This is a genomic window from Actinomycetota bacterium (genome assembly GCA_014360645.1).
Classification (GTDB): Bacteria; Actinomycetota; Geothermincolia; order Geothermincolales; family RBG-13-55-18; genus Solincola_B.
Map to the genome: position 1 here is coordinate 78465 of JACIXD010000014.1, position 23437 is coordinate 101901.

Below are 23437 nucleotides of genomic sequence, written 5' to 3' on the forward strand. Positions count from 1 at the left end.
ATGATGATCGGGTGCGGCCGGTGCGCCGCCCCGCGCGTTCCCCCGGGAGGTCAGGCATGCGCATAGTGACCTCGCCCGCGGAGATGCTCCGCACGGTCAAGGAGGCCAGGTCCCGCGGCGAGAGGGTGGGCCTCGTGCCCACCATGGGCTTCTTCCATGCCGGCCATCTCTCCCTCATGCGGACGGCGCGGGCGGAGAACGACCTGGTGGTGGTGAGCATCTTCGTGAACCCCGCCCAGTTCGGACCGCGCGAGGACTACCGCGACTATCCCCGCGACCTCGAGCGTGACGTGCGCATGGCGGAGGAGGCGGGGGTGGACTGCGTCTTCCATCCGCGCGTCGAGGACATGTACCCGGAGCCCTACTTGACCTACGTGGAGGTGGAGGGCATCACCGAGGGCCTCTGCGGGGCATCGCGCCCCGGCCATTTTCGCGGCGTGGCCACGGTGGTTGCCAAGCTCTTCCATATTATCCCCGCCCACCGCGCCTATTTCGGCCTCAAGGACGCCCAGCAGGTGATGGTGGTGCGCCGCATGGTGGAAGACCTCAACTTCGACATAGAGGTAGTGGCCTGCCCCACGGTGCGGGAGGAGGACGGACTGGCCATGAGCTCGCGCAACGTCTACCTGGACCGTGAGGAGAGAAGGGCGGCGACGGTCCTCTACCGCTCCCTACGCCTGGCGGAGGAGTTGGCTGAGGCGGGTGAGAGGGACGCCGCGAAGATAACGGCGGCGATGCGGGAGCTGATGGCCTCCGAGCCCCTGGTGGAGCCGGAGTACGTCGAGGCGGTGGACTGGGGCCTGCTCAGGCCGGTGCGCCACCTGCGGGGCGAGGTCCTCGTCGCCCTGGCGGCGCGGGTGGGCAGGGCGCGCCTCATCGACAACGTCATCCTCCGGATCGAGGGGGCCGGGGAGGAAGGCTAGGCACCCGCGGAACCCCCGGCGCTCCTCCGCGGGCGCGCCGCCGGGACGGGTTCTCCCCGTTCCTGCCTCCGCGGGCCTTATGTTATATTAATTGAGAACGGCGGACGTAATAAGCGATCTTTTCCGGGTGCAGGCGAGCGGAAGAGGGAGAACGGACCAGGCCATGCAGCGCATCATGCTCAAGAGCAAGATCCACCGCGCCACGGTGACGGACGCGGACCTCCATTACGTCGGCAGCATCACCATCGACGAGGAGCTCATGGAGGCCGCGGACCTCCTGCCGTACGAGAGGGTCATGGTGGTGGACGTGGACAACGGCAGCCGTCTGGAGACCTACGTCATCTCGGGAAAGCCCGGCTCGGGCACCATCGCCATGAACGGCGCGGCTGCACGCCTCATACACAAGGGCGACACGGTGATCATCTTCTCCTTCAGCGTGGTGGAGGAGGAGAGGGCGCGGGACTTCAAGCCGCGCGTGGTCTACGTGGACGGCCTGAACCGTATAAGTCACGTGGATGACCACGTGACCGTGGATGACATCTGCTGAGAGAAGAGCGGGGCGGCGCAGGGCGTGACCCCCGCTTTTTTTATTGCGGGAAACCTCTATGCACGAAAACGCGGACATCCTGGGAAGAATCGATGCGCTGCGCCGGGAGCGCAACGCGGTCATCCTCGCCCACAACTACCAGCCCCCGGAGATCCAGGACCTGGCGGACTTCACGGGGGATTCCCTGGGACTGGCGCGCAGGGCGGCGGAGGTGGACGCCGAGGTCATCGTGTTCTGCGGCGTGCATTTCATGGCCGAGACCGCGGCTATCGTCAACCCGCACAAGATCACCCTGCTGCCGGAGCCCGCCGCGGGCTGCTCCCTGGCGGACGCCGTCACGCCGGAGGGTGTCCTCACCCTGAGGAAGCTCCACCCCCGGGCGGCGGTGGTCACCTACGTCAACTCCTCCGCGGCCGTGAAGGCGGTCAGCGATTACTGCTGCACCTCGGGAAACGCCGTGGAGGTGGTGAGGGCGGTGGAGGCGCCGGAGATCATCTTCACCCCCGACGGGAACCTGGGGAGGTACGTACAGAGGGTCACGGGCAGGGAGCTCATCATCTGGGAGGGGTGCTGCCCGGTGCATGACCGCATCACGGCGGAGATGGTGCGGGAGCGCCGGCGCGAGTTCCCCTCCGCCCTGGTGGTGGCCCATCCCGAGTGCCGCGAGGAGGTCCTGGAGCTGGCGGACGCGGTGGCCAGCACCTCGGGCATGTTCCGCGTGGTGGAGGAGAGCGGGGCGCGCGAGGTCATCGTCCTCACCGAGGCGGGGATGGGATATCCCCTGGCCAGGAGGTTCCCGGAGGTCAGGTTCATCTTCCCCGTCGCGGAGCCGCTCTGCCTAGACATGAAGCTCATCACCCTGGAGAAGGTGGAGGCGGCGCTGCGCGGGCTCGAGCCGAAGGTGACCGTTCCCGAGGAGGTGCGCCGCGGCGCCCTGCTGGCGGTGGAGCGGATGCTGGCCATCGGTTGAGGCGCGGCGCGAGGGGAAAGGCATACCATGGTCCCGCGTTACCTGGTCAACTTCGATCTCGACGCCCTGCCCTGCCTCTCCTTCGACGTGCTGGTCGTCGGCAGCGGCGTGGCGGGGCTCTCCACCGCCCTGCGGGCGGCGAGGCGCTACCGCGTGGCGCTGCTCACCAAGACCACCCTCACGGTGACCGCCACCCGCATCGCCCAGGGCGGTATCGCCTCCGCCCTGGGCGCGGACGACAGCCCGGAACTCCACTTCCAGGACACCATCGCCGCCGGCAAGGGGCTGTGCGAGGAGGAGGCGGTGTGGACCCTGGTGAGGGAGGGCCCCATGCGCATAACCGAGCTCATCGAGGAGGTGGGCGCGCACTTCGACACCGTGGACGGCCACCTCGACCTCACCCTGGAGGGAGGACATTCGCGGCGCCGCGTGGCCCATGCCCAGGGGGACGCCACGGGAAGCGAGCTGGAGGCCAGCCTCACCCGCCGCCTCCTCTACAACAAGCGCCTGGACGTGTTCGAGAACTATTACGCCGTGGACATCGTCACCGTGGACGGGCGGTGCGCGGGAGTCCTGGGGATGGACGCGCTTACCGGGACCATCAGCTTCTTCCATGCCCGGGCGGTGGTGCTGGCCATGGGCGGCATGGGGCAGCTCTACGCCGTGACCACCAACCCCGAGATCTGCACTGGGGACGGCGTCTCCATGGCCCTGCGCGCGGGGGCGGAGGTGGCCGACCTGGAGTTCCTGCAGTTCCACCCCACCGCCCTGCACCTCCCGGAGACCCCGCGCTGGCTGATCAGCGAGGCGGTGAGGGGAGAGGGGGCGGTGCTGGTGGACCACGCCGGAAAAAGGATCATGCGCGGCGTCCACCCTCAGGAGGACCTCGCGCCGCGGGACGTGGTGGTGAACGAGATGGTGCGGGTGATGAAGGAAGAGGAGCGGGACCACCTCTTCCTCGACGCCACCCGCATCCCCGCAGACAGGCTGAAGGAGCGCTTTCCCACCATCTACCGCCACTGTCTGGAGGCAGGCCTGGACATCACCCGCGTCCCCATCCCCGTCTCTCCCGCCGCGCATTACATGAGCGGCGGCGTGGTCACCGACCTCCGCGGCAGGACGGCGGTCAGAGGCCTGTACGCCTGCGGGGAGGTGGCCTGCACGGGGGTGCACGGCGCCAACCGCCTGGCCTCCAACTCCCTTCTCGAGGGGCTGGTGTTCAGCTGGCGCATCATGCAGGACCTGCCTGACTGGCTGGAGCGGGGGGGTCTGGCCAGGAAGGATCTGGAAGGCCTGGGACACAAGGCCAGGAGGAGCCGCCTGCCGGTGGAGGTGGGCCTGCTGCGCAGGTTCCTGCAGCAGATCATGCAGGACTGCGTGGGCTTCCGCCGCAGCGAGGAGAGTCTGCGCGAGGCCTGGGAGTTCCTGGATAAGAACCTCGAGGTGCTGCGGGTGGAATACCTCAGCCCGCCCGGGTTCGAGCTGCAGAACATGATCATCCTGGCGCGGTTGATGGTGAGAGCGGCCATGCTGCGCGAGGAGAGCCGGGGCTGCCATTACCGCGTGGACTTCCCGGGGATGGCGGAGTTCTGGCGGTGCCACGTGGTGTTCAGTTCGCGCGGCGGGAGGGTCACGCGGGAGTTGAGGGAAGTGGGGAGGCTGACCGGGGACGGTTACGCCTGGGAAGAAGGGTGAGCGAGGGAAAGTGGACGAGGCATTCAGGCGAGCGTGCATGGAAGCGGTTCGCAGGGCGCTGGACGAGGACCTGCAGAGCCGGGGAGACATCACCTCCCAGGCGGTGATCCCGCCCGGGATGAGGGCCCGGGGGCGCCTGGTGATGCGCGAGGAAGGGGTGGTGGCGGGCCTGCCCCTGGCCTCCATGACCTTCCGCGTCCTCGACGCCAGGGTGTCCTTCCGCTCCCTGGCCAACGACGGCGAGAGGCTTCCCGCCGGGAGCGAGATCGCGGAGGTCGAGGGCCTTGCCGCCACCATCCTGGAGGGGGAGAGAACGGCCCTCAACTTCCTGCAGCGCCTCTCCGGCATCGCCACCCTCACCTCTCTTTTCGTGGCCCGCGCGGCGCCCCACGGAGCGGTGATCCTGGACACCCGCAAGACCGCCCCCGGGTTGCGGGCGCTGGAGAAGTACGCGGTGCGCGCGGGGGGCGGCAGGAACCACCGTTTCGGCCTCTTCGACGCCGTGCTCATCAAAGACAACCACGTCGCCGCCGTGGGCGGGGTGGGCGAGGCGGTGAGGAGGGCGCGGGAGGCGCTGGGAGACGAGTTCCCCGTGGAGGTGGAGGTGCAGCGGTTGCGGGACCTGGAGGAGGCTATCCAGGCGGGTGCCGAGGTGGTGATGCTGGACAACCTCGACGTGTCCGAGGTGGAGGAGGCGGTGAGGATGGCGAGGGGCAGGGTGAAGCTGGAGGCCTCGGGCGGGATAAGCCTGGAAAACGTGGCCGCCTACGCCGCCGCGGGAGTGGATTTCATCTCCGTGGGAGCCATCACCCACAGCGCAAGGGCGCTGGACATCGCGCTGGACCTCGAGCCCCTGCGCGGATGAGCGGGGACGCGAGGCAGGGGAGGCGCCTCCTTACGGCCCACGGGCCGCCGCGGGCGGGGGCAGGAGAGATGAGGTATCGTGTAGAATGAAGTCGTGCCCGTCTGCTTCCGGGCGCGGGACTTACCGGAACCGCGAGGAGGGGTTGCCGTGCTCTTGGCCATCGACGTGGGAAACACCCAGACGGTGATCGGGGCCTACCGCGATGCCGACCTGGTGGGACACTGGAGGATCTCCACCGACGCCAGCAAGACCGAGGATGAGCTCGCCCTCTACTACCAGGGTTTTCTGATGCTCAAGGGCCTCTCCTTCGCCAGCTTCGACGCGGTGATCATCTCCTCGGTGGTCCCCGCCGCCACCATGTCCCTGGAGCAGATGACCCGGGAATATTGGGAGTTCGAGCCCCTCATCGTGGGGCACAACGTGGAGGCGGGCATCGAGGTGCTCATCGACAACCCGAGGGAGGTGGGGCCCGACCGCCTGGTCAACGCCGTGGCCGCCTTCGAGCGCTACGGGGGGCCGAGCATCGTGGTGGATTTCGGCACCGCCACCACCTTCGACGCCGTTTCCCCGGCCGGTGAGTACCTGGGCGGCGCCATCGCCCCCGGGATAGAGATATCCTCGCGCGCTCTCTTCAACGCCGCGGCGCGGCTGCCGCGGGTGGAGGTGCACCGTCCTCCGTCGGTCATCGGGAAGAACACGGTGTGGAGCATGCAGTCGGGGATCGTCTTCGGCTTCGCCGGCCAGGTGGACCGCATCGTGGAGATGATGAAGGACGAGCTCGGAAAGGGCGCCAAGGTGGTGGCCACGGGAGGCCTCGCCGAGGTGGTGGTGGGGGAGTGCCGCACCATCGACGTCCACGACCCGCTGCTCACCCTGCACGGCCTCCGCCTTATCTACGAGAGGCGGAGCGGGAAAGCGGGGTGACGGGGGCGCAACCGCGTCCAGGGATGCTGCCACGGAGGTTTTATTGACAGCCATAGTCACCCCATATATTATGTTACGGGACCGAGAAATCGGGCGGGATAGCAGGCAAAACGTCCGCCCGCGTGCCATAACGGACAAGCCGGCCAGAGTCGAAGCAGAGGTCGAAACAGCATGGCAGGATCCAAGTTGAAGGTCAGGTCAAGGAAGCCGGGCAAGGCCCACGAAGGGAAGAAGGCAGGCAAACACCTCACCGACCAGCTGGAAGAGAAATACATCGGCACCTCTACCGAGGTCTTCAGCCGCATATCCGCCAAGGAGAGCGAGATACGTTCCAAGGTCAGCGCCGAAAGAGCCCGCGCTGAGCGCCTCCTGGAGGACGCCAAGGGCGAGGCGGCGGCACTGAAGCGTAAGGCCACCCTCGAGGATATCGGCAGGGATGCCTACGACAGGATCATCGCTGAGGCGCGTGCCGAGATCGAGAATATCGAACGCTCAACCGCGGAGGAGATCGCGCGGGTGGAGAAGACCGGAAGCGCGAACCTCGAAAAGGCGGTAGCCCTCATCGTGAACGCCGTCCTCAAGGCCGGGGAGCCGGACTGAAGGGGGCGGCGTTGCCGTTGGGATCAGGGATGGACTTCATGGAGCCGGTTGCTGTGAAGGGACGAAGATGCGGCTCTGCCGAGCGGGCACCAGAGAGCTGAAACAGGGGAGGCGGAAATGCTTCTGACCATGTCGAAGGTGGAGATAGTGGGGGTGAAGACCCTCTTCTTCCAGGTGCTGGAGGTGCTGCAGGACCTGGGGACCCTGCATCTCGAGGACATCACCAAGAAGAGGGGGCCGCGTTACGCGGACCTCATCCCCATGGAGATGGATCCGGCCCTGGAGGAGGAGAGGAACCTGCTGCAGAACTTGGCCATGCGCAACAACGCCATCCTCTCTGAGCTCATTCCTCCCGAGAAGAAGATAACCCGGACGGAGTTGCAGCAGAAGTATGACTCCTTCAAGGGCAAGACGCTGGGCGAGATCTCGGCCATGGTGGAGGAGGAGGAGAGGGCCACCCGGGATCTACTCACCTACAAGAACGAGCTGGAGGTGGAGCTCTCGCGCCTCTCCAAGTACGAGCCCATCATCAAGAAGGTCTATCCCCTGGCCAGCAAGGTGACGGCCACTGAGAACTACACCTCCATCGCCCTGCTCATCGAGGAGCGCTACAAGCAGGTGTTGGAATATATCCAGAAGGAGCTGGAAAAGATAACCGGCGGACAGTGCGAGGTCTTCTCCGCCCGCGTGGACGAGAACACCCACGCCGCCATCCTCGTCTTCCACAGGCGCTACTCGGAGCAGGTGCACAACTTCCTGGCGGCGGAGAACGTAAACCAGGTGCGCCTGCCCTCTGAGCTGGCGGACAAGCCCTACGACGAGGCCTTAAAGGAGATCGAGGAGCGGCTCAACGAGATCCCTCCAAAGCTCAAAAAGGTGCGGGAGGAGTTGGAAAAGATATCCAGCGATTGGTATGTAACCCTGGTGGCCCTCAAGGACTACCTGGCGGACCGCATCGAGTCCCTCAACGCCATCCCCAAGTTCGGGCAGTCGGGGCACGTCTTCGTGATCACGGGCTGGATGCCCTCGGACAAGGTGGAGGAGACGCGCCGTATCCTGGAGGAGAAGTTCGAGGGCAAGGTGGAGCTCACCGAGGAGGTCCCCAGCCACGACGAGATGGAGGAGGCGCCGGCGGCGCTCAGGAATCCCGGCCCGGTGAGACCCTTCGAGTTCATCTACATGCTCATCAAGCCCCCCAGGTACGGGCATATCGACCCCACCTTCCTGGTGGCCATCTTCTTCCCCCTCCTCTTCGGATTCATGCTGGGGGACATGGGTTATGCCCTGGTGCTCATCGGGGTGGTCTTCCTCATGAAGCGCATGATGAAGAAGCGTGAGTCGCGAAGCCTCTTTTTCGAGCTCTTCGCCAACGTGTTGTTGATCTGTTCCATATCCACGTTCGTCTTCGGACTGCTCTACTTCGAGTTCTTCGGAGACCTGCTCTTCCGCCTCTTCGGCTGGAAGGACGCCGCGGGGCACCTGGAAGTGCAGTGGATATGGGGTTATACCTCCAACGGCAAGCCCTTCGGGTGGCCGCTGGAGCGCATAGCACAGGCGAACCCGGACCTGTTCAAGCTGCTGCTGATCATCGTGATCATCATCGGAGTCCTGCACATGGGCGGGGCCCTGCTCATCGGGCTCATCGACGGCATCCGCCACAAGGACCGCAAACACGCCATCGAGAAAGGGGGATACCTGCTCTTCATCCTGGGCCTGGTGGTCATCTTCGGCAGCCTGTGGGGCATCAAGGGCGCCAAGAGCGTCGCCGTGCCCCTGGGGGCGGTGATGGCGCTGGTGGGCATCGGAGCGGCCGGCTACGGCGGGGGATTCGGGGGAGGCCTGGAGGCCGCCCTCACCTTCGGAAACCTCCTCTCCTACGCCCGTCTATACGGCATCGGGCTGGCCTCGGTGATCCTGGCCGAGGTCTCCAACGAGCTGGGAGCGGAGTTCGGCGGGGGGGCCATGGTCTTTCTCGGAGTGATAGTGGCGGCATTGCTGCACACCCTGAACATCGCCCTGGGGGTGCTCAGCCCCTCCATCCAGTCGCTGCGTCTCAACCTGGTGGAGAGCTTCACCAAGTTCTACAAGGAAGCGGACGTGGTTTACAAGCCCTTCAAACGATCGGGAGGTGAATAGCTTGGAACTCGGACTGATCGCCATCGGGGCGGCCCTGGCCATCGGGTTGTCCGCCCTGGCGACCGGATGGTCGCAATCCAAGATCGGGGCCGCCATGGCGGGAGCCCTCGCGGAGAAGCCGGAGCTGGCCGGTAACGCCATCATCATGATCGCCATCCCCGAGACCATGGTGGTGTTGGGATTCGTTATCGGCTTCTTGATCACGGGCCTGAAGCCGGGAGAGTAAGGAGGCGCATCGGCTCCTTTGCGAGCCGGGATATTCCGACAGGAAGTGAGGGCATGTCGATAGAGGACATCCTGCAGGCCCTGGACGACGAATGCCGGGAGGAGTGCAGGGAGATATTCCGCCGCGCGGAGCAGGAAGCCAGGCAGATCATGGAGCGGGCGCAGGCCGAGGCGGAGGCCGTCCGGCGAGCCCGCCTGGAGAAGCTGGAGTCGGAGGCCCGCAGCGAGAGAATCTCCATGCTCTATTCCGCCCGCCTGAGGTCGAAGAACGCCGTCATCGCCGCCAAGGAGAGGGTGGCGGAGGAGGCCCTGCGTGAGGCCGAGAGGCGCCTGGAAAAGCTGAGGGAACGCCCCGATTACCGGGAGATCCTGGAGAGCCTGATCAGGGAGGGCCTCACGCGGGTCAGCGGCAGGGTGGTGGTCCGCGTCGATCCCGCGGACAGGGCGCTCGCGGAGGAGATCATGCGCGGCCTGGGGCTGGATTACGAGCTCAAGGACGACCTCAGCACCCTGGGGGGCGCGGTGGTCGCCGACGAGGCGGAGAGGGTGACCATCATCAACACCGTGGAGGAGAGGCTCAACCGGGCGCGTGAGAAGTTGCGCATGCAGGTATCCAAGGTCCTCTTCGAGGGCGAGGCGGTGGCCGCGGCGGGAGGGGGGTAAGCCCCCTCTTTCAGTATGCGGGCGCCCTGTCGCGCAGGAGACGGGGACGGCGACGAGAGCTCGAGGTAGTTCGAGATAATGGTACAGGTTCCGCTGAAGGATTACAGCTACGCCAACGCGCGGGTACGCGCCATGTCCGCGCGCCTGCTGGAGCCCCACGTGTACAGGGAGCTCCTGGAGGCGCCCGATTACAACCAGGCTCTCGCGGTGCTGGAGAACACGGAGTACGGGCCGGACATCGAGCACTTCATGCTCGAGGGCGCGCGCCCCACCACCATCGACCGCGCCTTCAACCGCAACCTCGTCCGCACCTTCTCCAAGATCAAGGAGTTCTTCATCGGCAGGCCGGAGGAGCTGGTGAACGCCCTTCTCGCCCGCTGGGACCCCTACAACCTCAAGACCATCCTCAGAGGCATGCGGGCGCTGGTGCCCAAGGCGGAGATCGCCAGGAACCTGGTGCCCATCGGGGCCATCGACCTGGTCACCCTGGAGGAGATCGTGGGCCAGCCCGACCTCAGGGCGAGCATCGACGCCATGGTGGTCCTGGGGCGCGAGTGGCCCATCCCCTACGGCAGGGCGGTCATGGCCCACCTGGCGGAGTACCTTCATGAACACGACCTCTCCGTCCTGGAGCTCGCCCTGGACCGCTTCCATTACCAGGAACTGGGGAAGATCCTCGAGGGAAAGGACGCGGACGCCGCGCTGGTGCGGGAGGTGATGGTCATGGAGGTGGACGCCGTGAACATCGCCACCCTCATGCGCATCTGCGGCCTGGAGCTCAAGGAGTTCCGCGCCCAGGACTATTTTGTTCCCGGAGGCACCATCGGGGACGCGGAAGAGTTCGCCAAGATCATGTCCCTGGGGCAGCCGGAGCAGGTGTACGAGAGGCTTTCGCACCGCATGCCCTACAAGGACGCTCTCGCCGGCGCCTGGAAGGCCTTCGAGGAGAGGGGCGAGAGCGTCTTCGAGGACGAGATGCAGAAGCACATCATCAAGACCTGCCTCAAGATGTCCAAGGATCCCCTGGGCATCGGGGTGATCATCGATTTCATGTGGAGGAAATACCTGGAGATCACCAACCTGCGTATCATCGTCAGGGGCAAGAGCATAGGGCTCATCGAGTCCCAGATACGCAAGGAGTTGGTGCTTTTCGGGGAGGAACAGAAGGGCGGGTAGGCCCGCACGCGGGGGTGAAGCGTCTTGTACAAGGCCATAGTGGTGACCGACCCGGAGACGGCGGACGGGTTCCGCCTCGCGGGCGTCAGCGTGGTGGAGGCGGAGAACCCCGACGAGGCGTTGGAGAAGATCAAGCTCCTCATCGACGATCCCAATGCCGGGATACTCGCGGTGAACGAGCATTTCTACAATAATATTGACGAGAAGACGCAGGAGAAGATCGACAGCATCTACCGGCCCATCGTCATCCCCCTGCCCATCAAGGAATCGGTGGAGATGGCGGGGGAGAGGCGCGCCTACCTGGCCCGGCTCATCCATCGCGCCATCGGTTTTGACATCACCCTGCGGGGCAGGGAGGGAGAGTGATGCCGCCCCGTGGCGGGGCGGGCATGGAGAGATGATCGCCTGGCGTAAGGACTGTTGAGAGACGGGAGAGTGTCGGAATGATCGTAGGGAGCATTGCCAAGGTATCCGGGCCCGTGGTCAGCGCGGAGGGCATGTCCGGCGCCAAGATGTACGATATCACCAGGGTCGGCGAGCTCGGCCTCATCGGCGAGGTGGTGCGCCTGGACGGGGACATCGCCATCGTGCAGGTGTACGAGGACACCTCCGGCCTGAGGGTGGGGGAGAAGGTGGAGTGCACCGAGGAGCCCCTCCAACTGGAGCTCGGCCCCGGCCTCCTATCCTCCATCTACGACGGCATCCAGCGGCGCCTGACGGACATCGCCGAGAACTACGGCGACTTCGTGGTGCGCGGCGTCTCCACCGACGCCCTTCCCCGCGACCGCAAATGGGGTTTCCAGCCCATGGTGGAGGCGGGGGACGAGGTGCAGGAGGGAGACGTGGTGGGGGAGGTGCAGGAGACCACCCACATCGTCCACCGCATCATGGTCCCTCCGGGGATGTCCGGCCGGGTGGCGGAGGTCAGGGAGGGCGAGTTCACCGTGGACCAGACGGTGGTGGTCCTTGAGAGCGGCGCCGAGATCAAGCTCTACCAGACCTGGCCGGCCCGCGTCCCCAGGCCGGTCAAGAAGAAGGAGAACCCCACCGTCCCCTTCATCACCGGCACGCGCATCCTGGACACCTTCTTCCCCATCGCCCAGGGCGGGTACAGCATCATCCCCGGCGGGTTCGGGACCGGCAAGACGGTGACCGAGACCACTCTGGCCAAGTGGGCGGACGCGGACATCGTGATCTATATCGGGTGCGGCGAGAGGGGCAACGAGATCACCGAGGTGCTGGCGGAGTTCCCCAGCCTCATCGACCCCAAGACGGGGGTCCCCCTCATGCAGCGCACCATCCTGGTGGCCAACACCTCCAACATGCCGGTGGCGGCCAGGGAGGCCTCCATCTATACCGGCATCACCCTGGCGGAGTATTACCGCGACATGGGCTACAACGTAGCCCTCATGGCCGACTCCACCTCGCGCTGGGGGGAGGCGCTGCGCGAGGTCTCGGGGCGCCTGGAGGAGATGCCCGGCGAGGAGGGCTACCCCGCTTACCTCGCCACCCGCCTGGCCGACTTCTATGAGCGCTGCGGGAGGGCGGTGTGCCTGGGCAGCGACGAGCGCATGGGCTCCATAACCGCCATCGGCGCGGTCTCGCCCCCGGGCGGCGATTTCTCCGAGCCCATGACCCAGAACTCCCTACGCATCACGGGGGCCTTCTGGGCCCTGGACACCTCCCTGGCCTACCGCCGCCATTTCCCTGCCATCAGCTGGATCAAGAGCTACACCCTGTACCTGGACCAGATCCAGGACTGGTACACCAAGAACGTGGCCGAGGACTGGAGGACGCTGCGCGACAAGGCCATGAGCCTGCTGCAGAAGGAGGTGGAGCTGCAGGAGATCGTGCAGCTGGTGGGGCCGGACGCCCTGCCGGACTTCGCCAAGGCGGTGCTGGAGACCACGCGCATGCTGCGCGAGGATTTCCTGCAGCAGTTCGCCTTCTCCGACACCGACGCCTTCTGCTCCCTACGCAAGGCCTACCTCATGCTCAAGGTCATCCTGACCTATTATGACTGCCTGGAGGAGGTGCTGGTGCAGGGGGTGCCTCTGCGCCAGGCCACGGAGCATCCCATCAAGAACGAGATCGCCCGCATGAAGGAGATCCCTACGGAGGAAGCCGAGGAGAAGATATCCGACCTGCTGGACCGCGTGCAGCGCGAGCTGAGGGCGCTGGGCGAGTGGTGAGAGGAAGAGGACGGGAGAGATAAAGATGTCGAACGGTAGCGCTTTCCTGGCCACCACGGAATACCGCACCGTGGGCGAGGTAGCCGGACCCCTGCTCTTCGTGAGCAAGGTGAAGGGAGCCGCCTACAACGAGATGGTGGAGATCCGTTCCGCGGACGGGTCCGTGAAATATGGCCAGGTCATAGAGCTCGCCGGGGAGCTGGCGGTGGTCCAGGTCTTCGGCCCCACAGCCGGCCTTGACGTGGACCGCACCAACGTACGCTTCCGGGGCGAGGTGGCCAAGATGCCCTGCTCTGTGAACCTCCTGGGGCGCATCCTCAACGGCATGGGCCAGCCCATAGACGGGGGCCCGGAGGTCTTCCCGGAGGAGGAGAGGGAGATCACCGGCTCCCCCATCAACCCCTGGAGCCGCGAGGAGCCCCGCGACTTCATCCAGACGGGAATATCCGCCATCGACGGCCTCAACACCCTGGTGCGCGGGCAGAAGCTCCCCATCTTCTCGGGCGCCGGCCTGCCCGGCAACGAGCTGGCGGCGGCCATCGTGCGCAACGCCAAGATCCTGGGCGGTGAGGAGTTCGCCATCATCTTCGCGGCCATGGGCATCACCCGCCGCGAGGCCTCTTTCTTCCAGGATAGCTTCGCCAGGTCGGGGGCCCTGGAAAGGGTGGTCTTCTTCCTCAACCTCGCCGACGACCCCACGGTGGAGCGCCTGCTGACCCCGCGGTGCGCCCTCACCGTGGCCGAGTTCCTGGCCTTCGAGCACGACATGCAGGTGCTGGTGATCCTCACCGACATGACCAACTACTGCGAGGCGCTGCGCGAGATCTCCACCGCTCGCGAGGAGGTCCCGGGCCGGCGCGGCTATCCCGGCTACATGTACACCGACCTGGCGTCCATCTACGAGCGGGCCGGCCGCATCAAGGGCAAGCCGGGCTCCGTCACCCAGGTGCCCATCCTTGCCATGCCCGACGACGACATCACCCACCCCATCCCGGACCTCACGGGATACATCACCGAGGGGCAGATCGTGCTCTCGCGCCAGCTGCACCGGCGCGGCATCTTCCCCCCCATCGACGTGCTCCCCTGCCTGTCGCGCCTCATGAACCTGGGCATCGGGGAGGGAAGGACGCGGGGTGACCACCGCGGGGTGGCCGACCAGCTCTACGCCTACTACGCCGAGGGCGTGGACCTACGGCGCCTGGTGGCCATCGTGGGCGAGGAAGCCCTGACCGACCAGGACCGCATGGCGCTGAAGTTCGCCGACGCCTTCGAGCAGAACTACCTGGACCAGAAGGACGAGAACCGGGAGCTGGAGCAGACCCTGGAGCTGGGGTGGAAGCTCATCAGCATGATGCCCAAGGAGTCCATCAAGCGCATCAAGACCGAATACATCGAGAAATATTACAATCCCGAGGCGGCGCAGGAGTTCGCGACAACCGAGGGTTGACGGAAGCGAGGAGAGGCGGCGGTAGGAGGACATGGAGCAGGTACACCCGACAAGGAGCGAGCTGCTGAAGCGCAAGGCCAACCGCACCCTGGCCGAGCAGGGGATGAACCTGCTCAAACGCAAGCGCGACGCCCTGCTGGCGGAGTTCATGCCCATCATCGACGAGACCATGCGCCTCTCCCTGCGCCTGGAGCGCGTCACCGCCGACGCCCAGTACGACCTGGCCATGGCCAAGGCCAAGGACGGCGGGCCGGCGGTGCGCTCCGCGTCCTACGCCACCCAGGGAGAGGTGCTGGTGGATATCACCGGCACCCACGTCATGGGGGTGCCCATCCCCGTCATTCGCAAGGGCCAGAGCACCATGCGCAGCGTCCTCAAGCGCGGCTACAGCATAACCGGCGTGTCCAGCCGGGTGGACGCGGCGGCGGAGAAGTTCGAGGAGATCATCGACGTGATCATCGAGTCCGCGGACATCGAGACCAGGCTGCGCCGTCTGGGGGAGGAGCTGCGCAAGACCAACCGCCGCGTAAACGCCCTGGAGAACATCGTCATCCCCGATTACGACGAGCAGATCAAGTTCATCCAGATGAGCCTCGAGGAGAGGGCGCGCGAGGACATCTTCCGCCTCAAGAAGGTGAAGAAGGCCCTGGAGCGCAAAGAGGAAGCCCGCCTGGAGAGACTGAAAGCTTAAATCATGGGGTCAGCCCCGGACATGGGACATTTTGTATGAGCGGGGGTAGGTGTATGTGCGGGCGTATGCGTGCCAGGCCTGGACCTCGCTGCGCTCCGTCCAGGCACTGGACACCGTAGCGCCTGCGGCGCTATCGCTTTCGCGATGCAGTCTCTCGCGCGATAAAGGATAACACCCAGCCGCACAGGCACTGGACACCGTAGCGCCTGCGGCGCTATCGCTTTCGCGATGCAGTCTCTCGCGCGATAAAGGATGACGCCCAGCCGCACAGGCACTGGACACCGTAGCGCCTGCGGCGCTATCGCTTACGCGATGCATTCCGCCGCCAGGAGAAGGCTGACGCCGGTCTGTCGGGAGCGCCGGTGGGGGTGGTATCATCTCGTTGTCATGGTTGAGAGCAAGTTCGTGATCACGGGAGGCAGGCCCCTGCGGGGAGAGGTGCGCGTGGGCGGGGCCAAGAACTCGGTGCTCAAGCTCATGGCCGCCAGCCTCCTCACCCCGGAGGAATGCGTCATCCACAACGCCCCGCGCATAGCCGACGTAGAGATCATGTCCGAGGTGTTGCGGCATCTGGGGGTGGAGGTGGTACGGGCGGAGGATTCCCTGCGCATCCGGGCCGGCGATTTCGCTTTACGAGAAGCCCCGTATCATCTGGTGAGGCGCATGCGCGCCTCCATCATCGTCCTCGGACCGCTGGTGGCGCGCTGGGGGGAGGCATCGGTGGCCATCCCTGGCGGGTGCAACATCGGGTCCCGCAAGATAGACATGCATCTAAAGGGCCTCGCGGAGATGGGGGCGGAGATCACCACCGAGCACGGTTACGTGCGCGCCCGAGCTTCCCGCCTCAAGGGCGCGGATATCGTCCTCGATTTTCCCAGCGTGGGCGCCACGGAAAACCTGGTCATGGCGGCGGTGGGCGCTGAGGGCACGACGCGCATCGAGAACGCCGCCCGCGAGCCGGAGATCCAGGACCTCATCGCCTTCCTCGTAGCCATGGGCGCGGAGATCGAGGGGGCGGGGACGCCGGTGATCGAGGTGCGGGGACCGTCAGCCTTGCGAGGCGTGGAGCACACCGCCATCGGGGACCGCATCGAGGCGGGCACCCTGGCGGTCGCCGCCGCGGTGGCGGGCGGGGATGTGGTGATCGCGGGCGCGGATCCCGGCCACCTGGGGATGCCCCTGGAGAAACTGCGCGACGCGGGGGTGGAGGTGGAGGCGGTCGAGGAGGGCATACGCGTGAGGGGAGGGGGAGGCTACCGGGCCGTGGACCTCGCCACCCTTCCCTATCCCGGGTTTCCCACCGACATGCAGCCCCAGATGATGGTCCTCCTCAGCCTGGCCGAGGGCATCAGCGTGGTCACCGAGAACGTCTTCGAGAGCCGCTTCATGTTCGTGGACGAGCTCAATCGCATGGGGTGCGACATCACCATCGAGGGCCATCATGCCATCGTCAGGGGAGTGGGCAGGTTGAGCGGGGCGGAGGTGAGCGCCCCCGACCTGCGTGCCGGCGCCGCGCTGGTGCTGGCGGGACTGGCGGCGGAGGGCGAGACGCACGTCCTGGACATCCAGCACGTGGACCGGGGATACGAGAGGCTAGAGGAGAAACTCTCCCTCCTGGGAGCCGATATAAAAAGGGTAGAATCGGGATAACCCCGCCCGGCGTACCGCCCCTATCTGTTGCTGTGGGTAGAGAGGACGGGCGGGAGCCTCCGCCTCCGCTGGCGGAGCGCTGGTACGGGTAGTATAGCGGGGGGGAGAAAGGAAGGGCGAAGTTGCCGGCAACCGTAAAGGACCACATCTCGAAAAAGGAACATATCTCGAAAAGCACCGTGCGCTGCCTGCTCGCGCTCTGTCTTGCCTGCCTGGCGGCATGGGCGGGCGCTCCCGCCGCGCATGCCGGGAGCACCGTGACCGACGCGGCAGAGCGGGGGGTGAGCAAAGCTTCGATCCTTGAGAGACTTGTAGCCGCCAACTACCCCGAGGACGCCTTCCGGAGGGGAGAGGTGGTGGTGATGCTCGAGCGGCCCTCGCGGGAGAGCCTGGCGGCGCTCTGCCGTGATTTTTCCTCGCTCCTGGAGTGCGTGCAGGAGGCCGCGGCCGCGATGATGGCGGGCGACCCAGCCGCGCCGGCCGTGCGCCTGCGCCTGCTGCCGGGCGTCGATGAGCTCGAGGCCGCCAGGCGGCTGCTCTCCTCTCCGCTGGTGAAGATGGCGGAGCCGAACGTCGTCTTCCGCGCCGCGGAGACGGTACCCGACGACCCCCTGTACAGCCAGCAGTGGAATCTCCGCGGCGAGTACGGGGTGGGGGCTCCCGCGGCGTGGGACCTTCAGAGGGGATCCTCGGACCTGACCCTGGCGGTGGTGGACACGGGCATGGATTATACCCACCCCGACCTGGCGGGTCGCCGCATCGGAGGATGGGATTATTACAACGGGGACTCCGATCCCTGGGACGATAACGGCCACGGGACAATGGTAGCCGGCATCGCCTGTTCAAACAGCGACAACGGCACGGGGATGGCGGGACTGGACTGGCGGGCGCGGGTCATGCCCCTGAAGGCCTTGGGCGCGAACGGGGAGGGCTCGCTGGACAGCGTGGTGAACAGCATCATGCACGCCGCCAACTATGATGCGGATGTCATCAACATGAGCCTGACCTCGTCGACATATTCCCAGGAACTGGCATATGCGGTGGAATATGCCCATTCCCGTGGATGCATGATGGTGGCGGCTGTGGGCAACGAGGGGGACTCGCGCATCAACTACCCCGCCGGGCTCGCCCAGGTCATCGGGGTTGGCTCCACGGACCTCTCAGGCAGCCGCTCCTATTTCTCCAACCATAACTCGAGTGTGGACCTGGCGGCGCCGGGAGAGCGCATCATCGGGCCGGTGCCGGGAGGACGCTACGAGCGCGGATCGGGAACCTCCGAGGCATCTCCCCACGTCGCGGCCGCGGCCCTGCTCCTGCTGGCGCAATTCCCCGCCGCCACCGCGGATGAGATCTGGCAGAGGCTCAAGAGCGGGGCCCGCGACATGGGGACGCCGGGATACGACGAGTATTACGGGTGGGGCCTGCTTGACGTCAACGCCTCCCTGCGGTCTCCCCTGGTGACCATCACCAGCCCCCCGGAATACTCGTATCCGGAGGCGGGCAAGGTGGCCGCCTCCGCGCAGGCGAGCGGGGCCTCCATCACCCACCTGGAGCTGTGGGTGAAGGGTGAGCTGGTGGAGAGCTACGCCCTGCCCGTGCCGGCGAGCTCCGTCACCCACAGCTTCGAGTCCTGGGACCTCTCGCAGCTGACGGCGGGCGCCAGCGAGATAACCGTGCGGGCCGTGGCCTCGGGACTTACCTTCTCAACCTACGGGGAGGACGCGGTGACCGTCTACCGCAACGGCTCCCAGCCCCGGCCCGCTCACGACTGGTACCTGGCCGAGGGCACCACCGCCTGGGGCTTCGAGGAATACGTGCTGGTGCAGAACCCCGATCCCGACCCGACCGCGGTGCTCGTGACCTTCATGAAACCCGGCGGGGCCACCCAGGAGCACCGTTTCTCCATGCCCGCCTACTCCCGCCTCACCGTGAACGTGAACTCACTGGTGGCGGCGAGCGACGTCTCTACCCATGTGCACGCCGACAGGCCGGTGGTGGTGGAGCGCGCCATGTACTGGGGAGGGAGGACGGACGGGCATTCCTCCGCGGGAGCCAACGCCCCCGCTCACGACTGGTACCTGGCCGAGGGCACCACCGCCTGGGGCTTCGAGGAATACGTGCTGGTGCAGAACCCCGATCCCGACCCGACCGCGGTGCTCGTGACCTTCATGAAACCCGGCGGGGCCACCCAGGTGCACCGTTTCTCCATGCCCGCCTACTCCCGCCTCACCGTGAACGTGAACTCACTGGTGGCGGCGAGCGACGTCTCTACCCATGTGCACGCCGACCGGCCGGTGGTGGTGGAGCGCGCCATGTACTGGGGAGGCAGGACGGACGGGCATTCCTCCGCGGGAGCCAACGCCCCCGCTCACGACTGGTACCTGGCCGAGGGCACCACCGCCTGGGGCTTCGAGGAATACGTGCTGGTGCAGAACCCCAACCCCTCACCGGCCAACCTGAGCTTCGAGTTCATGAAGCCGGACGGCAGCAGGGTGTTTTACAACTACAGCGCCCCGCCGCTGTCGCGCTATACCCTCAACGTCGCGGAGGTGGTGCCGGGTAGCGACGTCTCGACGTCCGTCACGTCCGACCAACCGGTGATCGCGGAACGCGCCATGTACTGGCCGCGGGGCCCCAGGTCCCGCGCGGGCGGGCACTGCAGCGAGGGCTCCATGACCGCCGCCAATACCTGGTACCTTGCCGAGGGCACCACCGCCTGGGGCTTCCAGGAATACGTGCTCCTGGCCAACGTTAGCGAAGAGGTGGCCCACGTCGACCTGTCGTTCATGGGACCGAACGGAAGCCTCCATGACCTTGCCCTCGAGGTGGGCGCCAAGGAGCGCCGGACGGTGTTCGTCAACGAGGTGGACCCGGAGCGCGACGCCTCCGTGCTGGTACGATCCGACCAGCCCCTGGTGGCGGAAAGGGCCATGTACTGGTCAGACAAGGAGGGGGGCACCTGCGCCCGGGGGGCGTTCCGGCCCTGACGGTCCGGGGAGCGCTTGAAGCCGCAGGCCATGATTGAAGCAAGCCGATGAACGGTGTTTACTACCCCTCTCACGTTGCCCGTGCCCTCAACATTAACGACCGGGAGGCGGATCACCGGGCAGCCATGTAGCGGAGGCGAACGCAGCGGGCTACTGCCCCTTCGGCTCGCTCGAGGTCTGAATATCGCGGAATAAGGCCTGGCAGGATGCGGGCAACCGGGACTTGCACCGCTCCCGTACGGCCTAAAACCGGCAAGGGGGCACCGCATCGGAAGGATTGACGAGACGGAAGCTCCGGCGAGGGCGCAAGTTCGATCAGGCGAAGAATCCTTTTGGATGGAGGATCGGCGGCAGGGAATCCGTGCTTTGCCTCACAAGGACCCTTTCCGGGGGTCCTTTCCTTTCGTAATGGTCGGGCTGGAGGGAAGTAAGAGGCGGAAAGCCGGATCGATCGTGTGGATGATGATCGTAAGGGCCCCGGAGAAGGAACAATTCAGCATCCGCCGAATCAGTCAACAGAGGGAACGATCTCGGACGCGGCGGGTCATGTTGCGGCGACCGCGAGGGTTTCCGCCGGAATGGTCGGACGGGGGATGTTACGAAACTGTTACAAGGCTGTTAAATTGATGCAAAATAGCGAACCGAGGGGTTTACTTGGCTGGCTGATTTGCTATAAATAAAAATACAATAAATGTACAGAAAGAAATAAGCGTACCGGGGAAAGAGTTAAATACCAGCGCTTGTTTCTCCGTCGGCTGAAGGCTCTAAGCGAGGCAGGGGATGCTGAGGACTTCAGTCCAGACCGCCATAAACATCGTGGTCATCGTCCTTTTGGTAGGGGCGGTGGTCCTGGGGGCGGTGGCCCTCATCCCCTCGCGCAATCCCGCCGGCCCCCTCATAGGAAAGCTCCTCTCGGCAAAGGGCAACCTCTCGGGGCTGCTGGCCAACCTGGACCCCGCCAAGCTGGCCGAGGCCATGCGCCAAAACCCCAACATGGCCGCCGACCTCCTGGCGGAGCTGGGGGAGGAGGGGGCGAGGATGGTGGCGGAGGCCATAAACGAAAACCCCGCCTTCGTCTCCGCCCTGCTCTCATCGCTGGACCCCGCCACCCTGGCCTACGCCCTGAACGACCCCGCCGCGGCGGAGTTCACCACCTCCCTGCTCTCCTACCTCGACCCCGAGGCCATGGCGGAGGTGGTGAACGGGGCCGGGCCCTTCGTATCCGAGCTCCTCTCCCTCCTGGACCCCCGGGTGATAGCGGAGGCGCTCAACGCCAACGGCCCCTTCCTCGCCGCCACCATGGCGGCCTCCGACCCCGCCGTGATAGCGGGGGCCGTGAACGCCAACGGCCCCTTCGTGACCGCCCTCATCGGGCTGCTCGACCCCGCGGTGATCGCCGCCGCGGCCAACGCCAGCCCCCGCCTGGTGGGAGACCTCCTGGGCTACCTGGACACCGCGGTGGTGGCGCAGGTGATAAACGCCAACTCCGCCTTCGTCTCCGGGCTGCTGCGCCACCTGGACCCCGCGGTGCTCACCGCGGGCATGAACGCCCGCCCCACCTTCCTCTCCCGCCTCCTGGGCTACCTGGACCCCGCGGCCATCGCCGCGGTGCTCAACGCCAACGCGGGCTCCACCGCCGACCTGGTGGCCAACCTCTCCGACCAGCTGCTCTCCAGCGTGCTGGCCCTCACCGCCCACGACCCCGCCTGGATCAACTCCCTTCTGGCGAGGCTCGATCCCGGGGTGGTGGCGGCCATGGTCAACAACTCCAGCACCTTCGCCTCCGCCCTCATCCGGGCCATAGACCCCGCCTGGGCGGCGGGCATAGCCAACGCCAACCCCGACCTCATTTTTCAGGTAATGGACGCCATAGACCCCGACCTGGTGGCGACCCTGGCCAACAACGAGGGCATGCTCACCCGCGTGCTCCCCTTGATAGACACCGCCGCCATCGGGGCGGCCCTGGGCGAGCACACCGACTTCGTCACCCGGCTTCTGCCCCTGCTGGACCCGGTGCTGGCCGAGTACTCCAACCGGGCCCTGGCCGGAAACCCCGAGCTCGCCAAGGCCCTGCTTGCGAACCTGGACGGGGCCCAGATAGCCTCCGCCCTGGCCCAGGCCCCCTCCTTCCTCACCGGCCTGGTGAGGGGGATCGGCCCCGACATGGTGCGGGCGGCCATCGCGGGATCCGACGCCAACCCGCTGTTCTTGATCCAGCTCACCAACGCCTTAGACGCGGGGGCGGTATCCCGCGCCCTGGACCTCTCGGGCTCCTTCGTGCCCACCCTGCTGGCCCTCCTCCCCCCCGGGGTGGGGCAGGCCGCGGCCCAGGGCTTGAACGCCAACCCCGCCATGCTCAACACCGTGCTCGCGACCGCCGATCCCGCCTCGCTGGCGGGCATCCTCAACGCCGGCGCCGCCGACGCCCTCATAGCGGGGCTCATCCCCCTGCTCTCCGCCGGCGCCGCCCAGGCCATAGCGGAGGGGGTGAACGCAGACGCCGCCCAGCCCACCGCGCAGTCCATGATCAGGTCCCTCATCGCGGCCTCCGACCCCGAGGTGATGGCCGACGCCGTCAACCGCAACCCCGACTTCGTGGGGGGCCTGCTGGAGAGGCTCAACGACGCCGCCGCGGCCGCCGTGGCCGCGGGCATGAACGCCAACCCCGACACCGCCCGCACCGTGGCCCGCTACCTGGGAGGGGGCACGGGGCGCAGGATAGCCGAGGCCCTGAACTCCAACACCGCCATCCTCCGCCCCTTGCTCGAGAACCTCTCCCCCCAGGTGGGGGCGGCCATAGCCGAGGGGCTGAACCAGAACACCTCCGACCTCTCCCTGCAGCTCATGGCCAACCTCTCCAGCGAGGTGGGCAGGCAGCTCGCCCTGGGCCTGGGGGACAACCCCGCCCTGCTCGAGAACCTCCTGCCCCGCCTGAACGCGGCCGTGGGCAGGGAGGTGGCGGCGGGGCTCAACGAGAACGCCTCCACCCTCTCCCCCTCCTTCCTGGAGGCCATGCTGGGGGCCACCTCCCCGACCTTCGCCCAGGTGATCGCGAACGCCATGGACATCCCGCCCTACAACATGGACACCTTCATCTCCGTGCTTTTGCAGAACCTGAACCCGGATACCGCCCGGGCGGCGGCCCAGGGCATAAACGCCAACCCCGCCCTCCTCACCCACCTGGTGCGCAACCTGGACGGGGACTCCGCCGCCCAGCAGCTCAACCGGAACGAGGCCTGGCTCACCTCCCTGGTGGCCAACCTGGACGGGGCCGTGCTGGCCGGGGCCATCAACGACGCCCTGGCCACCCCCGGGGGACGCGCCTTCATAGACGACCTCCTGGGCACCCTGGACGGGAACATCGTGGCCTCGGCCATGAACGCGAATCCGGAGATTACGGAGCAGTTCATGGACGCGGCGGCGGTGAACGGGCTGGGCCGCACCATGGGCCAGGCGATAGTGAACGCCAACGCGGGCGGGGTAGGAAAATTCCTCACCGGCCTTTTGGGGACACTGGATGCCGGGACGGTAGCCAGCGCGCTAACGCAGTCGCTGGCCAACCACAGCATGGACCTGCCGGTTCCCGGACACAATATGCTCGAGTGCGTGTGGTTCGACGCCATAGGCAGGATGGCGGGATGGGTGACCATCCCCATGTACCTGAACTTCAGCGGTTTCGAGGAAAGATAGAGGCGGGAGCGGGAAGATGCTTCTACGCAGACCGGTGCAGGCGGGAGAAGAGGCAG

Annotated in this window: 18 protein-coding genes; all 18 read left to right on the forward strand. The window is 66.4% G+C overall.

Annotation, left to right across the window (positions count from 1 at the left end; translation table 11 throughout):
* The first annotated feature begins 56 nt into the window (after positions 1-56).
* Entirely contained in the window at positions 57-923 is an 867-nt protein-coding gene (locus H5T74_12215; protein MBC7231140.1) for a pantoate--beta-alanine ligase, read from the forward strand.
* A 163-nt stretch (positions 924-1086) separates the two neighbouring features.
* Positions 1087-1470, forward strand: a complete 384-nt coding sequence (locus H5T74_12220) for an aspartate 1-decarboxylase (GenBank protein ID MBC7231141.1) — start codon at positions 1087-1089, stop codon at positions 1468-1470.
* A 58-nt stretch (positions 1471-1528) separates the two neighbouring features.
* Complete coding sequence (gene nadA, locus H5T74_12225; GenBank protein ID MBC7231142.1) at positions 1529-2440, forward strand: quinolinate synthase NadA; 912 nt, start codon at positions 1529-1531, stop codon at positions 2438-2440.
* A gap of 27 nt (positions 2441-2467) precedes the next feature.
* Positions 2468-4135, forward strand: coding sequence for an L-aspartate oxidase (nadB, locus tag H5T74_12230; GenBank protein ID MBC7231143.1), 1668 nt, complete (start codon positions 2468-2470; stop codon positions 4133-4135).
* Positions 4136-4172: 37 nt separating this feature from the next.
* The gene (nadC, locus tag H5T74_12235; GenBank protein ID MBC7231144.1) at positions 4173-5000 is read left to right on the forward strand and encodes a carboxylating nicotinate-nucleotide diphosphorylase; all 828 of its coding nucleotides are present in this window, start codon (positions 4173-4175) and stop codon (positions 4998-5000) included.
* Positions 5001-5147: 147 nt separating this feature from the next.
* Positions 5148-5924: a type III pantothenate kinase gene (locus tag H5T74_12240; protein MBC7231145.1), complete on the forward strand. Its 777-nt coding sequence runs from the start codon at positions 5148-5150 to the stop codon at positions 5922-5924.
* A gap of 171 nt (positions 5925-6095) precedes the next feature.
* Positions 6096-6524, forward strand: coding sequence for a hypothetical protein (locus H5T74_12245; protein ID MBC7231146.1), 429 nt, complete (start codon positions 6096-6098; stop codon positions 6522-6524).
* Between the two features lie 117 nt (positions 6525-6641).
* Positions 6642-8660, forward strand: a complete 2019-nt coding sequence (locus H5T74_12250) for a hypothetical protein (protein ID MBC7231147.1) — start codon at positions 6642-6644, stop codon at positions 8658-8660.
* Between the two features lies 1 nt (position 8661).
* A complete protein-coding gene (locus H5T74_12255) occupies positions 8662-8886 on the forward strand; it encodes an ATPase (protein ID MBC7231148.1) in 225 nt (74 codons plus the stop codon).
* 53 nt (positions 8887-8939) lie between these two features.
* On the forward strand, positions 8940-9548 hold the full coding sequence (locus tag H5T74_12260; GenBank protein MBC7231149.1) for a hypothetical protein: 609 nt from the start codon (positions 8940-8942) through the stop codon (positions 9546-9548).
* Positions 9549-9626: 78 nt separating this feature from the next.
* A complete protein-coding gene (locus H5T74_12265) occupies positions 9627-10724 on the forward strand; it encodes a V-type ATPase subunit (GenBank protein MBC7231150.1) in 1098 nt (365 codons plus the stop codon).
* Between the two features lie 24 nt (positions 10725-10748).
* The gene (locus H5T74_12270; protein ID MBC7231151.1) at positions 10749-11090 is read left to right on the forward strand and encodes a V-type ATP synthase subunit F; all 342 of its coding nucleotides are present in this window, start codon (positions 10749-10751) and stop codon (positions 11088-11090) included.
* A 77-nt stretch (positions 11091-11167) separates the two neighbouring features.
* Positions 11168-12916 carry a V-type ATP synthase subunit A gene (locus tag H5T74_12275; GenBank protein ID MBC7231152.1) on the forward strand — a complete coding sequence of 583 codons (1749 nt, stop codon included), beginning with the start codon at positions 11168-11170 and terminating at the stop codon, positions 12914-12916.
* 25 nt (positions 12917-12941) lie between these two features.
* Entirely contained in the window at positions 12942-14363 is a 1422-nt protein-coding gene (locus tag H5T74_12280; GenBank protein MBC7231153.1) for a V-type ATP synthase subunit B, read from the forward strand.
* A gap of 31 nt (positions 14364-14394) precedes the next feature.
* A complete protein-coding gene (locus tag H5T74_12285) occupies positions 14395-15054 on the forward strand; it encodes a V-type ATP synthase subunit D (protein ID MBC7231154.1) in 660 nt (219 codons plus the stop codon).
* Between the two features lie 387 nt (positions 15055-15441).
* Positions 15442-16704 carry a UDP-N-acetylglucosamine 1-carboxyvinyltransferase gene (murA, locus tag H5T74_12290; protein ID MBC7231155.1) on the forward strand — a complete coding sequence of 421 codons (1263 nt, stop codon included), beginning with the start codon at positions 15442-15444 and terminating at the stop codon, positions 16702-16704.
* Positions 16705-16826: 122 nt separating this feature from the next.
* The gene (locus H5T74_12295) at positions 16827-19691 is read left to right on the forward strand and encodes a peptidase S8 (protein ID MBC7231156.1); all 2865 of its coding nucleotides are present in this window, start codon (positions 16827-16829) and stop codon (positions 19689-19691) included.
* 780 nt (positions 19692-20471) lie between these two features.
* Positions 20472-23381, forward strand: a complete 2910-nt coding sequence (locus tag H5T74_12300; GenBank protein MBC7231157.1) for a hypothetical protein — start codon at positions 20472-20474, stop codon at positions 23379-23381.
* Positions 23382-23437: the final 56 nt, after the last annotated feature.

Coding starts and splice junctions, on each gene's coding strand:
- H5T74_12215 (MBC7231140.1), top strand. CDS start 57: ATGCGCATAGTGACCTCGCCCGCGGAGATGCTCCGCACGGTCAAGGAG.
- H5T74_12220 (MBC7231141.1), top strand. CDS start 1,087: ATGCAGCGCATCATGCTCAAGAGCAAGATCCACCGCGCCACGGTGACG.
- nadA (MBC7231142.1), top strand. CDS start 1,529: ATGCACGAAAACGCGGACATCCTGGGAAGAATCGATGCGCTGCGCCGG.
- nadB (MBC7231143.1), top strand. CDS start 2,468: ATGGTCCCGCGTTACCTGGTCAACTTCGATCTCGACGCCCTGCCCTGC.
- nadC (MBC7231144.1), top strand. CDS start 4,173: ATGGAAGCGGTTCGCAGGGCGCTGGACGAGGACCTGCAGAGCCGGGGA.
- H5T74_12245 (MBC7231146.1), top strand. CDS start 6,096: ATGGCAGGATCCAAGTTGAAGGTCAGGTCAAGGAAGCCGGGCAAGGCC.
- H5T74_12250 (MBC7231147.1), top strand. CDS start 6,642: ATGCTTCTGACCATGTCGAAGGTGGAGATAGTGGGGGTGAAGACCCTC.
- H5T74_12260 (MBC7231149.1), top strand. CDS start 8,940: ATGTCGATAGAGGACATCCTGCAGGCCCTGGACGACGAATGCCGGGAG.
- H5T74_12265 (MBC7231150.1), top strand. CDS start 9,627: ATGGTACAGGTTCCGCTGAAGGATTACAGCTACGCCAACGCGCGGGTA.
- H5T74_12275 (MBC7231152.1), top strand. CDS start 11,168: ATGATCGTAGGGAGCATTGCCAAGGTATCCGGGCCCGTGGTCAGCGCG.
- H5T74_12280 (MBC7231153.1), top strand. CDS start 12,942: ATGTCGAACGGTAGCGCTTTCCTGGCCACCACGGAATACCGCACCGTG.
- H5T74_12285 (MBC7231154.1), top strand. CDS start 14,395: ATGGAGCAGGTACACCCGACAAGGAGCGAGCTGCTGAAGCGCAAGGCC.
- murA (MBC7231155.1), top strand. CDS start 15,442: ATGGTTGAGAGCAAGTTCGTGATCACGGGAGGCAGGCCCCTGCGGGGA.
- H5T74_12300 (MBC7231157.1), top strand. CDS start 20,472: ATGCTGAGGACTTCAGTCCAGACCGCCATAAACATCGTGGTCATCGTC.